This is a genomic window from Actinomadura alba, from assembly GCF_014323705.1.
Lineage (GTDB): Bacteria > Actinomycetota > Actinomycetes > Streptosporangiales > Streptosporangiaceae > Actinomadura_C > Actinomadura_C alba.
The window spans coordinates 148,562-163,721 of the sequence record NZ_JABVEC010000018.1; the positions used below are offsets into that span (position 1 = coordinate 148,562).

Annotated in this window: 10 protein-coding genes; 2 read left to right on the forward strand and 8 right to left on the reverse strand. The window is 68.7% G+C overall.

Annotated elements, in window-relative coordinates; genetic code table 11:
- Nucleotides 1–3 precede the first annotated feature (3 nt).
- Nucleotides 4–1,008 (forward strand): prenyltransferase, encoded by a 1,005-nt coding sequence (locus HKK74_RS23325; protein WP_187245414.1) that lies wholly within the window; start codon nt 4–6, stop codon nt 1,006–1,008.
- 381 nt (nt 1,009–1,389) lie between these two features.
- Here the strand turns inward: HKK74_RS23325 and HKK74_RS23330 are convergent, their stop codons facing one another.
- Both HKK74_RS23330 and HKK74_RS23335 read right to left on the reverse strand, forming a co-directional pair.
- The gene (locus tag HKK74_RS23330) at nt 1,390–2,709 is read right to left on the reverse strand and encodes a protoporphyrinogen/coproporphyrinogen oxidase (RefSeq protein ID WP_187245416.1); all 1,320 of its coding nucleotides are present in this window, start codon (nt 2,707–2,709) and stop codon (nt 1,390–1,392) included.
- A 227-nt stretch (nt 2,710–2,936) separates the two neighbouring features.
- Nucleotides 2,937–4,547: a class I adenylate-forming enzyme family protein gene (locus HKK74_RS23335; protein WP_187245418.1), complete on the reverse strand. Its 1,611-nt coding sequence runs from the start codon at nt 4,545–4,547 to the stop codon at nt 2,937–2,939.
- A 321-nt stretch (nt 4,548–4,868) separates the two neighbouring features.
- Here HKK74_RS23335 and HKK74_RS23340 point away from each other — a divergent pair, with 321 nt between their 5' ends.
- Nucleotides 4,869–6,320, forward strand: a complete 1,452-nt coding sequence (locus HKK74_RS23340) for an FAD-binding oxidoreductase (protein ID WP_187245491.1) — start codon at nt 4,869–4,871, stop codon at nt 6,318–6,320.
- A gap of 279 nt (nt 6,321–6,599) precedes the next feature.
- Here the strand turns inward: HKK74_RS23340 and HKK74_RS23345 are convergent, their stop codons facing one another.
- From HKK74_RS23345 to HKK74_RS23370, 6 genes are all read right to left on the reverse strand, one after another.
- The gene (locus HKK74_RS23345) at nt 6,600–8,225 is read right to left on the reverse strand and encodes a class I adenylate-forming enzyme family protein (RefSeq protein ID WP_187245420.1); all 1,626 of its coding nucleotides are present in this window, start codon (nt 8,223–8,225) and stop codon (nt 6,600–6,602) included.
- 45 nt (nt 8,226–8,270) lie between these two features.
- Nucleotides 8,271–8,831, reverse strand: coding sequence for an ester cyclase (locus HKK74_RS23350; RefSeq protein ID WP_187245421.1), 561 nt, complete (start codon nt 8,829–8,831; stop codon nt 8,271–8,273).
- Nucleotides 8,832–8,853: 22 nt separating this feature from the next.
- Nucleotides 8,854–9,381 carry an ester cyclase gene (locus HKK74_RS23355; RefSeq protein ID WP_187245422.1) on the reverse strand — a complete coding sequence of 176 codons (528 nt, stop codon included), beginning with the start codon at nt 9,379–9,381 and terminating at the stop codon, nt 8,854–8,856.
- Between the two features lie 593 nt (nt 9,382–9,974).
- A complete protein-coding gene (locus tag HKK74_RS23360) occupies nt 9,975–11,525 on the reverse strand; it encodes a vanadium-dependent haloperoxidase (RefSeq protein ID WP_187245424.1) in 1,551 nt (516 codons plus the stop codon).
- A 693-nt stretch (nt 11,526–12,218) separates the two neighbouring features.
- The gene (locus HKK74_RS23365) at nt 12,219–13,874 is read right to left on the reverse strand and encodes an ABC transporter permease (RefSeq protein WP_187245426.1); all 1,656 of its coding nucleotides are present in this window, start codon (nt 13,872–13,874) and stop codon (nt 12,219–12,221) included.
- A complete protein-coding gene (locus HKK74_RS23370; protein ID WP_187245427.1) occupies nt 13,871–14,812 on the reverse strand; it encodes an ABC transporter ATP-binding protein in 942 nt (313 codons plus the stop codon). The genes HKK74_RS23365 and HKK74_RS23370 overlap by 4 nt, the downstream gene beginning before the upstream one ends.
- Nucleotides 14,813–15,160: the final 348 nt, after the last annotated feature.

A 15,160-nucleotide genomic window follows, 5' to 3' on the forward strand; every position in this document is an offset into this window, starting at 1 on the left:
CAGATGGAAGCCAGAAGCGCCGTCGGGCCGCAGACCAGCGGACCTGCACCGGCTCGCGGTCAGTCGGGATCAGCGGTCGGCCTGGCCGCCCGGATCTCGGCCTACGCCAGGCTCGCCAAGATCGAGTTCGTCCGTGACTACTCCCTCGCCTCCCTCGTCGTGCTGGCGGCTCTGGCGGCCGGCCCCGGGCTCGCCGGTCACCACGTGGTGACCCTCCTGCTGTTCCTCGCCGGGCAGACGAGCCTGTTCGCGGTGGTGGCCACCTTCGACGACGTCACCGGCTACAAGGACGGCAGCGACAAGGCCAACTACGTCGCCGCCGACGGCACGCCGCTGCGGCCGCTGCGGCGCAAGCCGCTGCTCACCGGCGAACTGACCCTGCGACAGGTTGAACGCTTCGGCTACCTCGCCCTGCTGTGCGGCACCGCGCTGTGGACGCTTACCATCGTGCAGTCCGCGCACGCGCCCTGGTGGGCGGTGCTGGCCGCCTCCCTGTGCCTGCTGGCAGGCGTGCAGTACTCATGGGGCCTCAAGCTCAGCTACCGCGGCTTCGGCGAGGTGCTCGTCGCAGGCTGTCCGTTCGTGATGGCCCTCGCCCCCTATGGTCTGGCCGCCGGCGACCTGCCCGCGCTGGCCCTCGTCGGGGCGCTGCTGTTCGGCCACTGGCAGATGCTGGTGTCGGCCTACTCCAACACCAAGGACATCAGCGGTGACAAGGCGGTCAACCGCAGCACGGTGGCCGTGCGCGCCTCCGAGCGCGGCAACCACCTGTTCATCGGCGTCCTCTCCCTGGCCGAGCCGGCGCTGATCTTCACCTCCGCGGCGGTGGGCTGGGCCCCCTGGTGGTTCAGCCTGACGATGCTGCCGGTGCTCGGGCTGCGGATCCGCCAGTACACCGGTTTCCTGCGCACCGGAGACGCACTGCTCGCTCGCAAGAGGGGGATGGCGGCCTTCCGGGTCGGCGTCGTCTGCTTGATCACGACCTATCTCATCCTGATGGCGACCTGACCGGTCCCCGCCGCCGGCGGGGCTTCCCGCTGCCCGAACCGCGCCCTGCCCCGGCGAGGTCCCCGTGATCGCTTCCTGGTGCGGCCCTCTGCCGACTTCCCTTGGCGGCCGGCCGCACTCAGGAGGCACGCGCCACAGCGCGGCTCATACCCCGGCCCGTCCATCGACGGCCCGCGCTCCACGCGGCCAATGCTGCGACCATCACGCCCTCGTCTCCGAAATACCGCCGATGCCCGGCGACGGTCCCTGGAGGACTGTGCGGGCTCCCTTGCGTGGCGCTCTTGTACCCGGGGCGCCGGAAGGCGGGGGCCGTGGCGAGGCGACGGTGACGAGAGACACCGCTCATGGACGCCACGCGCCGGAATTCGGGCAGGTTCGGTGTCAGTCGCCCGCGGCCGCCTGGACCCGGGAGACCGCCAGCTCCGCGGACTGGACCGCCGACTCGCTGCTGGGACGCAGGTGGACCCAGTCTCCGGCGTACTCGACGGCGCGCGCCGGCCGGTTCATGAACTCGCCGTGCAGCGCGACCGCGGCGGGGGTGGCCTCCGGCGCGGCGTGGCGGAACCTGTGAACGAAGGACTCGTGGCACTGCGCGCCCAGTCCGGGCACGTAGGTCTCGGCGCGCGGGAGGAGTCGCTGGACGACCTCGTCGTCGGGCCTGTCGATCAGCTCGGCGGTCATCCGGGGGGTGGACAGCAGGGTGATCAGGCCGCGCCCGGCGGGAACGCGGTCGGAGATCTTGTTCTGCTCGAAGGTCATCCCGCTCAGCACGCCGTCCTCGCAGTCGGGGAGCATCAGCGTGTACACGTTCCGGCAGCCCGGCTCCAGCGGAGATTCGAGCAGGCAGCTCACCCTGATCATCGGCGCGTACGTGGCCTGGCGAAGGAACCTGCGCTCGTCGGCGGGCATCGAGGGGTACAGGGACAGCGCCACGGGGGCGGGCACGGCGAGCACCACCGAGCGCGCGGTCAGGGACTGCCCGTCGGCGAAGACCAGCCGGGAACTGCCCGAGCTTTCCTTCACCTCCTCCAGCGGGCGGCCGGTGTGCACCGGAACCCTCTCGGCCAGGCGCACCGCGAGCGCGTCCATGCCGCCGCGGTAAGTGCGCCACCCCATCAGACCGCGGGTCGCCAGCATGGTCGAGATGAGCGGCGCGATGCACGAGCGCTCCGGGGACCAGCCCCAGGCGGTCTCCACCGCGGGCCGAAGGACGTAGTCGAAGAGCTCACGCCGGTGGCGGCTGCCGAACTCGGTGACGGTCGTCACGCCCAGCGGGCTGTCGCCCGGCCGGCGCACGTCGTAGCGGCGCATGGACGCCATCAGCGAGGCCATCAGGCGGGTGAGCGCCATATTGCCGCCGACCGACAGGCCGGCCCCGTTGAGGGCGCCGCGCCAGTGGCCCACCCCGGGGTGGGCCCGCTGGTTCCGCCAGACGGCCACCAGCCCCTTGACCGCCGGCACCTCTTCGTCGCTCATGCCCACGTCCCGGATCAACCGCCACGTACCGGAGTACCCGTGCGTGGCCAGCGTCTGGGTTCCCGCGTCGATGACATGGCCGTCGTGGCGCCGACTGCGCATCCGGCCGCCCGGCGTCTCCTCGGCCTCGAACACCTCGGCCGAGCGCCCGGCCGCCCGCAGGCGGAAGGCGGCGGCCAGCCCGGAGATGCCCGCGCCGATGACGGCCACGTCGATGTCGGTCATGGCATACCTCGCAATGCGCTCACGTCGCCACGTCGGAAGAGGTCCAGGGCGTGTCCGACGACTTCCGTACGTCGCCGGCGGTGGTCAGGTGGTGGCTGAAACAGGTTCGGGCGGTGGAAACGAGCACGCGGAGGTGGGACTCCGCCCGAGGGCCGGCGACCGGCGACGACGCCGCGAGGCGCCGTCCGAGCGGCGCACAGCAGGACAACAGAGCCGTCGGGCACGCCCTAGGTCCACTTTCCGGTGCCGAAGGTCTCGGTCGCCCCGAGCAGCCGGTCCCGCAACTGGAACCGGCGCACCTTGCCGGTTCCGGTCCGGGGCACCTCATCCCAGGTCAACACGGTGGGCTCCGCCATCTCCGGCAGGTCGCGGGTGGCCTCGCGCCAGGCGGCCTCGTCCAACTCCCCGTCCTCGGTGCACACCACCGGCAACGGCGGGCGGCCCGGGCACCCGATGACCACCACCTCGATCACCTCGGGCAGCCGGTCGTCGAGGACGTCCTCCAGTTCGAGGCAGCTCATGCCGGGGATGACGTCGACCTCCCGGTCGAGCAGCCGCAGCACGCCGAAGCGGTTGCGCACGCCGAGGTCGCCGGTGTTCCACCACTTGCCCTGGGTCTTGGACCGCCAGCGATCCTCCTCGCCCAGGTAGTTGATGCAGCGCCCGGGGGTGCGCACCATGAACACCCCCGTCTGCCCTGCGGGCACCGGGCGCAGCGTCTCCGGGTCGACGACTTTGGCGGCCATGAACCCCGGCGCCGGCAGGCCCACATTGCGCGTCGTGGGGTGCCGGTTGCCCTGCTTGGCCATCGTCCGGCGTGTCATCGGCCGGATGGTGTACGGACCGGTCTCCGACTGGCCCAGGCCCTGCAGCCACACCGGGAACGAGCGACGCGAGGCGTCGAGGAAACGGCGCACGGTGGGCGGATGCACCGCGTCGAAGGTGTTGGCGTAGAGCCGTACGTTGGAGAAGACGCTGTCGGCCTCGCCGGTCAGGCTCTCCCATTTGAGGTATCCGGCGGGAAGCGCCTCGACGTGGCTGGGTCGGTGCACCCGGAACACCCGCTCGGCGGACTCGGGATCGGCCTCGTCCATCAACAGCACCTTGCGCGGCTGCCGACGCAGCACGGCCTGGGTCCAGGTCATGATCCGCATGTGCGCGAACGCCGAGCTGATCGCCACGGTGTCGCTACGGCTCATCCCGAGCACCGGCCACCGGATGGACTCGGTGCGGCCCAGGTACCGCATGATCGTGGTCGAGGAGTGCACGACCAGCTTCGGGTCCCCGGTGGTACCCGAGGTATGGGTGATGAGCATCGGCTCGTCGGGCGCGCTGAGCCGGCGCGGGGGCGTCGGGGCGCCCTGGACGTCCTTCAGCGACAGCGCCCCGCCGGCCGACTCGTCCAGGGTCACGACTCCGGAGGCGGCGCTGGCCAGGTCCACGCCGACCTCCGAGCCGGCCGACAACATCCGCTCGGTGGTGACGAGCACCGCCGGGTCGAGCCGCTTGAGCAGCTTCTGGAGCACCTCCGGCGGCAGGCGGTAGGACAACATCGCGGGCACGGCCCCCAGACGGGCGGCCGCGCTGGCGAGGATGACGTAGTCCCAGTGGTTGTCCTTGACGATCGCCACCCGGCGGCCCGGCGTGGCGCCCGCGGCGTGCAACCACCCGGCGGCGCTCCTGACCAGCTCGGCCATGGAGTCGATGTCGTGTTCGGTTCCCGCCTCCGGCGCGATATCGAAAGGACGGCTCAAAATGAACTTGGTCCGTTGCCGGCGGTCCGCGTAGTCCTCGATGAGAGTGCCAAGGTGCAGCGGCCTGCTCTTGAACAAATTCATTTGCACTCCCTGTAACGAGTCGCCAGCCAGAAGATTTTGAATTAGCGGCCCGGCGTGACCCTAGAGGCGAGGAACACGCGACATCTCCGGTCGTGTCCCCAATCTGGCTCAGCACGACGGTCGTTTCAAGAGCAGGGGCCAAGTGCGCTGACCTTTGCCATGCGGAAGGACCTTTTTGTGTCATGGCCTTGTCATAGCCTTGCCAGTGGCGGGATACCTAAATTCGTTGGAGTCCGGGGCTGGTTGCCGCCACGGCATGATTCGCGGCAGCCATCGACCAGGAACGGGCTATGGGCAAGGAGGGTCGCGATGGCCGAAAAGATGCGCGTCCCAGCGGATTCAGCAGTTTCCGCGGCGAGAACGGGCGACGCGTGGAGCCGGCACGCGCAAGCCGTCGAAGCGCTCCAGGAGTCCTATCGCGCGATTCCCCGCGACGCGCCGGTCCGGCTGGCCAAGCGCACCTCGTACCTGTTCCGGAAGCGGCAGGCGGCCGGCGCGCCCGGCCTCGACGTGAGCCGGCTCGGCCGGGTGATCGACGTCGATCCCGACGCCCGTACCGCCGACGTCCAGGCCATGACCACCTACGAGGACCTGGTGGCGGCCACTCTCGCGCACCGGCTGATGCCCGCGGTCGTCCCCCAGCTCAAGGGCATCACCCTCGGCGGCGCGATCACCGGCCTGGGCATCGAGTCGTCCTCGTTCCGCAACGGGATGCCGCACGAGTCCGTCCTGGAGCTGGAGATCCTCACCGGCGACGGCCGCCTGATCACCGCGCGGCCGGGCGAGGAGACCGACGAGAGCTCCGGCGAACGGCCGCGGCCCGACGCCGGCCACGCCGACCATTCGGCGCTGTTCCGTGGATTCCCCAACTCCTACGGCACGCTGGGCTACGCGACCCGGCTGAAGATCAGACTTGAGCCGGTCCGGCCGTACGTGCAGCTGCGTCACCTGCGCTTCGCCCGCGCGGACCGATGCGCCGAGGCGATCGCGCAGATCTGCTCGTCGCGCTCCTACGAGGGGACATCGGTCGACTTCGTCGACGGGACGGTGTTCGCGCCGGACGAGATGTACCTGACCGTGGGAACGTTCGTCGACGACGCCCCCTTCACCTCCGACTACACCCGCCGGAAGATCTACTACCGCTCGCTCCGCGAACGCTCGGCCGACTACCTGACCGTTCACGACTACCTGTGGCGCTGGGACACCGACTGGTTCTGGTCCTCGCGGGACCTGGGTCTGGAGAACCCGCTCGTCCGGGCGCTGTGGCCACGGTCGAAGCTCCGTTCCGACGTCTACCGGCGGTTGATCGCCTGGGACGAGCGAACGGCGCTGTCGGCTCGCCTGGACCGCTGGACCCGCCGGCCGCCGCGCGAGGACGTCATTCAGAACGTCGAGATCCCGCTCGACCGGATCGGCGAATATCTCGAATTCTTTCACCGCGAGATCGGGATCAGCCCCGTGTGGCTGTGCCCGCTGCGCGCGCTGCGCCGATGGCCGCTGTATCCGCTGGACCCCAACCAGATCTACATCGACGTCGGATTCTGGTCGCGGGTGCAACTGCGGGCCGGCCAGTCGCCCGATCATCACAATCGCCTCATTGAGGACGAGATCGCCCGCCTCGGGGGATGCAAGGCGCTGTATTCGACCTCCTATTACACCGAGGACGAGTTCTGGCGCCGCTACAACGGACCCGCCTACCGGCCGCTCAAGGACGCCTACGACCCGGACGGGCGGCTGCACGACCTTTATGAGAAGTGTGTGGTCGGCCGCTGAGTTCTCCTGCGTAGCCCCTCATCCGGGCAGGACAGAGCAATGAACACGGTCGACCGGTCATGCCCTCGGCGGACCGATGTAGATGTACTTCCGCCGGTCGACAACGCTCATTCCCATTTCCGCGGTGACGATGGGCGGCCCGCCGGTGACCCGGGCCGACGTTCGCCTGCAGGGCGCCGGCCACCGGCAACGCGGACACCGCACCGCCCGGGACGGGCGCTCAACGGGTAACCGGCGCACCGCCCCGGGCGAAGTCGAACGGCTCAGGCTCCGCGATGCTCAGGTCCACCGTCCGGTGCCGTGGGTCTCGGTGGTGTCGAGGACCTTCTCCCGCAGCTCATGACGGCGGACCTTCCACGTTCCGGTGCGTGGGAACTCCTCCCAGGCGATCAGGACGGGGGGATCCATCTCGGGCAGGCCCTTGGTGGCGTTCTCCCAGATCGCCGGATCCAGGTCGCCGTCATGGGTGGAGACCACCGGAAGCGGGCGGCGCCCCGGGACGCCGAGGACGATGATCTCGGTGGCGTTGCGAACCCGCTCCAGCAGCAGGCTTTCCAGCTCGATGCCGCTCGCCCCCGGGATCGTGTCCACCTCCCGGTCCACCAGGCGGATCAGTCCGCTGCGGGTCTTGACGCCGATGTCCCCGGTGTTCCACCAGCCGTCCCAGAGCTTCTCGCGGTAGCGTTCGTCCTCGCCGAGATAGGTGATGCACCGGCCGTGCGTCTTCACCAGGACGATCCCCTCCTCACCGCGCGGCAGCTTGCGCCGGTCGCTGGGGGCGACGACGCGAACGCGGGAGACGAACGGGATCGACCGGCCCACATAGTGGGTGACCGGGGTCGAGGCCCCTTCGGAGCGCAGGACCTTGCGCCGGGTGAGAACGCCCATGCAGATCGGGCCGGTTTCGCTCTGACCCCATGCCTGTCCCCAGACCACCACGCGCCGCTCGGACGTCGTCACGAACTTACGGACGGTACTGGGATGAATGGCGTCGAAGGTGTTGAGATAGGCGCGGACGCGGCGGAACACCTGTGGATGGGAGCTGGTGAGACCCTCCCAGCGTTGGAAGATGTTCGGGCAGGACTCCACGATCGTGGGCGGCCGGGCGCCCAGCGTGGCGGCCACGTTGTCCGGCTCGGAGTCCGACAGCGCCACCACCTCGCCCGGCGGCTGGACCAACTGCTGCACGATCCATGCGATCGCTCGGCCGTGGACGAACGCGATGCACGAGGCCATGACGTCGTCCGGCCGGAAGGCCAGGCCGGGCAGCCGGTTCATCGCCTCCATGCGTTTGATCACGCCGAGCATGGTGTTCGCGGAATGCGCGACGAGCTTCGGCGCGCCGGTGGTCCCGGAGGTGTGCGTGCAGATCATGGCCTCGTGGTCGGGGCGGGGGGTGGCGGGTGGCGCCTCGCCGGCCGGCAGGTCCGCGAAGGCGACCGTGCCGCCGGGAACCCGGCCCCGACCGGCCACGATGAGCGTGACCTGCGGGCCGGCCAGAGGGGAGCCCGACTGCTCGGCGGCCTCCAGGACGCCCGGGGAGGCGATCACCGCCTTGGGGTCCAGCCGCTCCAGCATGATCGGCAGATGCTCGGTGCGCACTGCTGGGGTGATCAGCGCGGGCAGGACACCGATCCGGGCGGCCGCCGCCGCCAGCACGATCACGTCGAGGTTGTTGTCCTTGACCACCGCCATCCGGTCACCCGGCCCCAGGCCGGCCTCGGACAGCGCGCCGGACGTACGGGCGATCAGGTCGGCGAGGTCGGCCACGGTGTACCGGGTGCCGCCCTCCGGTGCGATGTCGAAGGGCCGGTCCAGGTGGAACACCGGCCGCTGGGCGCCGGCGAAATGCTCGAACACCATCCCGATGTTCTTCGGCCAGTTCTTGCTCGTCCGACTTCTCATGCGGCCTGACCTTCTTCCTGTTTCCCTGTTCCGCCGCTTTCGCCGCTATCTCGCCACGGCGCTGACCGCCTGTCGGCGGGCCTGCCGCTTGAGTCGGGCGAAGCGGACGGCGCTGGAGAACGCGTGGCCGATCATGCCGAGGGTCCCGGTCCGCGCCGGAGGCATGATGCCGATCTGCACCATCATCTCGACATAGTCGGATTCCTGTCGGTAATGGCGCAGCCTGCCGTCGTCGTCGAACCGCAGCAGGACCATCTCCTCGATCCGCAGGCGCTGACCCGTAGGCGGGGTGCGCATCAACTCGCCCTTGTGGGTTCCGCTGAGCGAGGTACGCAGGGCGACCAGATCGCCGTCCTCGATCGCGTCGAGGACCTCGATGCGCATGTCCGGCATGCCGCGGGCCTGCCCGCGGATGAAGCTCACGAATTCGGCATTTCCCAGCGAGGGCTGCGCCTGGACGCTGTACCGGCACTCCGGGTGGGCGATCTTGTCGATGACGTCGAAGTCCTGCTGATTGAACGCTCTGTTGATGAGTTCACCGGCGATGTCCTTCAGGCCGTCTCCGGTGCCGGTCGTCGCGTCGTCCGATTTCTTGGAGCTGCTCATGTCGTTCCCTTCGGCCGGTGCCCTACTTCGTGCCGGCGGCGGCGCGCTGCTTGGCCTTCGGCTTGAGCTTGAGCGCGGCGAACCGGGCCATCACCGCGAAGGGATAGGTCGCCTGCCGGAACGCGCCCGCACCCAGCGGCGGCATCACACCGATCTGCTCCATGAACCCCACATAGTCACCCTGTTGCCACATCTCGGCGATCTTGCCGTCCGCGTAGCGGAAGAACCACATCTCGTTGAACTCGATCGAGAGCCCGGTACCTGGGAGGCCCATCAGCGTCCCCTCCTGGGTTCCGGTGAGCCGGGCGCGCAGAAACCCCCGGTCCCCCTCCGTCAGGGTCTCCAGGATCTCTCCCCGGTAGTCGGGCATCGCCTTGTGCAGGTCCTCGGCCAGCTTCATGAAGACGTCCCGGCCGTGTTGCGGCTCCAGGGTCGGGAAATGGCTGATGAGATCGGCGGCGAAATACTCGTCGATCACTTTGTGGTTCCGGTGGTTGAACACCTGGTCGCAGACGTAGACGGCCAGGTTCTTGATCTCCTGTTCGGCCAACTGACACCCTCCGTTCGAAGTTCGGCGGCCTGCGGCGGCCGAGCCCGCGGGCCCGCCGCCTGCGACGGGCTCGAGCCATGCCGGTGTCCCCTGCGATCCTCAGACGCCGCTTCCTCGGTTCCGGTACCGGCCGGCGAGCGGCACGGCTGCACGATGACGGAGAGCGGGCCAGTGACCGTGCTTCCTCTTCGTCAGGCATTAGGACTCCTCGAAGACGAGGCACCCGAACACGTCTCAAAGATATTTTCTGCGACCTCGGCGAGCTATGACATGGGCGTGACAACCTTCGTCCCGGATGTGGCCGAATTCTGTCATTCCCCAAGGTCGCGCACGGGTCGTGCCCACCGCCTACCATCGGCGCATTGTCCGGCGGGCGGTCATGATGGGCATTGTTGGGAATTCGCTGAACTTCTACATCGCCATATCTGCTCCGGGTGCGGGCGCACTCGCCGCCCGGCTGCGTGACTCCCGCCGACATCGCCGTCGCTTTGTCGCTGTATGAGAAACCCGCCAGAACACCCCAGGGCCGTTGGACGGCGCTCGGTCAACGAGCGCCGTCCAACGCCGACATCCTGCCGTGGCCCTGGCCCGGACTAGTCGACGTCACCCTTGACGTGCCGCTGCATGAACTCGTGGGCCAGGTCGCCGAACTGCTTGCCGAAGGCCATGGACGCCTCGACCGTTTGCTTGAAGTGGACCCCGCCCCACACCCGGCTGTAGCCGCAGTCCTTGAGGAACTCGGTCCAGGTGGCCCAGTGCAGCGTGATTTCGCGGGCCGGGGTGATCTTCGGCTCCACCAGCGACCCGCCGGCCGGAAGGGTGTGGGTCAGCTTCAGGACGTCGTCACCGAAGTAGCGCCGTGCGGCCTGCGCCTCGGCCGAGCACATCGTCGTGGAGCCTGACGGGTACTCGGGGTGGTCTCCCACGTTCAGGTAGGCGGCCCACTCGTTGGCGGGCATGTCGTCGACCGTCCCCTTGCCGGGCCCGCCCCAGGCGCGCACCTCCTGCCGGCCGTACACGTGCCGGACGGCGCTGAACGGCCGGACGCTGTCGTAAGCGCGCTTTTGGTGCCAGGCGGCGATCAGCGCGTCGTAGAGCGACACCGAGTTCGAGAGGAGGAAATGGGTCCAGCCGTCCAGGTCAAGACCGCCGTGCGCCATGATGGAGGCGACCGGCGAGGCACCGATGCCCTGCCGCTTGTCGTCGAAGAACTCCGCCTTCGCCTTCTGCTCGTCGGTGAGCGAGGCCGACGCCATGAGGATCTCGTCAACCGAGCGCTTGTAGTCTCCGGGCCGGGTGTGGTCGGTGTGCCGGGGCGGAGCGAGCTCGAACTGCTTCGGATCCCGGAAAGTGTACGGCTTGGCCCTCCCCATCTGCGGGGTGAGGAAACACTGGATGGTGAAGGCGCCGGCGTCACCCGCCCCACCGGCGAGGCGGCGGTTGTGCGTTCCCAGCCGCGGCTGCCAGCGCGAGGGGTTGGACAGTTCGTAGGCGCTGTTGACCGGCCGGTAGCCGGTGTAGTCCTCGAAGGGCTTGCCGTTGTACTTGCGGCCCATGTCACCGAGCTGGTTCATGCCGTCGCGGACGGCGGCCGCGACGGCGGCCTTCCCGGTCAGGTTGCCGATGCCGACCGGAGTGGTGTTGTCCATCGACTCGTCGTCGGGGTTCAGGCCGACCGATTCCATCAGCTTCCGGAAGTTCGTCATCCGGTCCGGCTCCACGCCCTTGATCACCTGCCACGAGGAGTGCATGCCGGCGATGTTTCGTTGCCGGTTGGTGCGGCGCTCGCTGGAGGGACGGCGGGGGACCCGGGAGTGGACGCCCACCGCGGTCGGGTGGTACGGCGCCAGCGCGTCGAACCACCCCACCATCCCGAAGTGGAGGAACCGATGGAGCACGGTCGGGTCCATTGGGGCGAAGACGTCCATGTCCGGAGCGTAGGTGGCGACCAGGTCGATGATGAAGTTGCCGGTGTCCCAGTTGAAGTCGGCGGCAGCCTTCTCCGGCGAGCGCGGAGCCAGGCCGGCCGCGGCCGTTCCACCGAGCCCAAGGGTGGTCAGCGCTGCGGTGGAGGCACCGCCGAGCAGAAGCGACCTGCGTCGCGGTGAGAATTCCGAGACCGGGGAACGCTTGGACGGAGTCATGGATTGACCTCAATCTTTCCTCGAAGCCGGGCGCGCTACGTTGAAGAGAAGCTGGCAAAACAATTTCTGTCGTCCACGACACGATCGAATAGGGCTGTTGGACGTTGCCCCACGCCGGAGCCATGGCAGGTCGCTCACGGTTGAGGGATTGCCGCTCACGGTGAGCACTTCTGGCAACGATAGGAAGGAGTCTCTCTCACTTTCCGGGGGAAATACTAGATGTGGCGGCTATGTGTAGGCGACCACTCAAGTTGATCTGTGCTGGCCGAATCCTGCCAATGACAATTTCTTGTCATTGGCAGCCGAGTGTTCAGGTCTGGATAATTCGGCGCCGCTGGGAGCTGTCGACCGCCGGGGGCACACCGGAGACCTCACGGTCACCCAAGCGGTGACGAGGCGGTTCGACCTGACCGATGAGCAGTGGGCGCGGCTGGAGCCGCTGTTGCCGCGGCCGGGCAGGACCTCTTTGGCTTCCGTCCTACCGGTCTCCGGGCCTGTGGCGAGGACCTTGTCGCCGACTTCTACATCTTCGATCGGTTTCTCTTTGATGGGCGCGGGCGTGCCCTCCCCAGATGAGCAGGCCCGCGCCCACAACGCAGGGATCGGCGACGCCGAAAAAGCGGCATCCGTAACGTAGATTCAATGGCCAGGAATGGGTCCGTGCGGCGCCGAACCGGCCCGCGACGGCTCGGCTCAGTTCGATTCCAGATCCCGCTTGCGCATGCCGACGAAACCCAGTGCGATCAACCCTGCGGAGATGACGGTCAAGAGCACCAGCGGTAGCGCATTGAATTCCGTGGCGGGAAGGGCGGGAATATGCTCGAACGGTGACAGATCCGTGACCCAGCCGGGCAGTTCGATCAGGCCGCCGGTCATCTCCATGAACAGTCCATAGACCACCACGAGCCAGACTGCGCCCAGAGCCCGGGGCAGGATTCCCAACAAGGCCACGGCCACGCCCACCACGAACCAGGTGGCCGGCAGGTACGCCAGCGCCGCGACCAGGCCGTCGGCCATCAGGCTCCCGTCGCCGGCGCTGAGCGCCGAGGTCAGCCCCACGCCGAGGCCGCACGCCACCGCCATGATGACGCCGCCGGCCAGGACGACCAGCACCTGGCTGCCCAGCCAGCGCGCCCGGGACAGCCCGGTGGCCAGCAGCGGCTCGACGCGCCCGACCGTCTCCTCGGCGCGCATCCGCTGGATGGCCAGCACCGGGTAGAACGATGCGACCGCCAGGAGCGGGCTGGTGATCGAGCTGAGCCAGGAGTTGATGAAGCTCGTGCCTTCGGTCTGCAGGAAGATGTCACGGAACGTCTCATTGTCCTGGAGGAACGTCTCGACCTCCCCGGTGAACGCGCCGTAGGCCGCGCCCAGGGCGAACAGCCCGAGCCCCCACCACAGCAAGGAGGCGCGATGCATGCGCAGGGCCAGGCCGACCGGGGTTCCCAGCAGCGGGGATGCCTGACGCGGACCCGGCCGCGGCGGAACCAGCCCGGCGCCGACGTCGCGCCGGGTGCTCAGCACGAACGCCGCCGCCACCAGTACGGCCGTCACCAGCGCCGACACCAGCAGCGGCCACCAGCGGTCGTCGACGTAGGGCCGGGTCGCCTGCGCCCAGCCGATCGGCGACAGCCATGACAGGAAGTTGCCCCCCATGTCGCCCACCGCCCGCACGACGAACACCACGGCGATCAACGCACCGGCGATCCCGTTGGCGGAGCGGCCGTACTCGGTGATCTGCGCGCACACTGCGACGATGCCGGTGAACACCAGCCCGATCGATGCCAGGCTGGCCCCATACATCAGCGAGCCCTGCACGGTGATGCTCTCCTCGCCAGTGCTGGCCAACGCCAGGGCCACCAGAAGGCCCAGCACCAGGTTGGTGACCGTCACCACCACCAGGGCGGCGGTGGTGACGGCATATCGCCCCACCACGGCGGCCCGCACCAGCTCGGCCCGGCCGGTCTCCTCCTCGGCGCGGGTGTGCCGGACGAACAGCAGCACGCTCATCAGCGCAACGAAGATCGCTATGAAGCTGAGGAACTCGTTGGAGAGCATCGCGCCGATGGTGTAATCGTCCAGCCCGATGCCCGGCCCGCCGACGGCCCGGCCGACCGGGCTGTCCATCACCTCCACGCGGGCCTGACGGTCGGCCGCGGTGGCGTAGGCCTGCTGCAGCCCGCGCGCTACCGACAAGAGGCTGAAAGTGATGACCAGGATCCAGGCCGGGATGCGGATCCGGTCCCGGCGCAGGATGAACTTGATCAAGGTTCCGGTGCCGGTCAGCGGCCCGCCCGCCGCGGCGGGCGCGCCCACCTGCACGCCCGGCCGCTCACTCACCGCGGTCATCGCGCCGCCCCCGCGTCGCCGGAGGCCACCCGCTGCCCGTCGGACCCGGTGGCCAGCTCGTCGCCGTAGTGCCGCAGGAACAGCTCCTCCAGGGCCGGCGGCTGGCTGATCAGGCTGCGCACGCCGTGCGGCGCCAGCCACGCGATCACCTTGTCCATGTGCTCGCCGTCCACGGAGAAGCGCACCAGGGAGTTCTCGGTGTGCGCATCGTGCACACCGGCCAGCTCGGACAGACCGGTCACCGGCCGCTCGACCTCGGCCTCGATGGTGGTGCGCCGCAGGTGCCGCATCTGGCTGAGCACCCCGCTCTCCACCACGACGCCCTGGCGGATGATGCTGACCTTGTCACACAGCTTCTCGACCTGCCCCAGAATGTGGCTGGACAGCAGCACGGTGCGCCCGGCCTCTTTCACCTCCCTGATGCAGTCTTGGAAGACCGCCTCCATCAGCGGGTCCAGTCCTGCGGTGGGCTCATCCAGGATCAGCAGCTCCACGTCGGAGGCCAGCGCCGCCACCAGCGCGACCTTCTGCCGGTTGCCCTTGGAGTAGGTGCGGCCCTTCTTGGAGGGGTCCAGATCGAACCTTTCACACAGCGTCTCGCGCTTGGCCGGATCCAGCCCTCCGCGCAGCCGGGCCAGCAGGTCGATGGCCTCTCCCCCGGTCAGGTTCGGCCAAAGGCTCACATCGCCGGGCACGTAGGCCAGGCGCCGGTGCAGTGCGACCGCGTCACTCCACGGGTCGCCGTCCAGCAGGCGCACCTGGCCCGCGTCGGCGCGCAGCAGTCCCAACAACACGCGGATCGTGGTGGACTTACCCGCCCCGTTAGGGCCGAGGAATCCGTGAACTTCACCCGCTTTCACCTGCAGGTTCAGTCCGTCCAGGGCACGCGTCTGGCCGAATGTCTTCACCAGGCCGACGACATCGATGGCGTTGTTCACGGAACCGTTTTGTGGACTTCGCTGCGGGTACCGCACAAGTTCGCTCCGATCCTATTTAGCTCTGCCACTTTCAGCCACACTGACCGCGCGACCCGCTATCCTGCGGCCGCCCGGCTTCCTGGGTGGCGGTCTTGCAGAAACGTGCAGGTCAGCCAGTGCGATTGCCCATTTGAACCCGTCGGCGATCACCTGTCCGAACATGACACGGAACCACACCCGCTCGTCCAATCTTCGCCGGGTCCGGATGCGCTTTCTCGACAGAGCCTAACGGGTCGCCTCCGGCAACCCGACTGCACCCCCACGGGGCGACAACGGCCATTCCTCTATAAGATCGAAAGCCACGCCGGA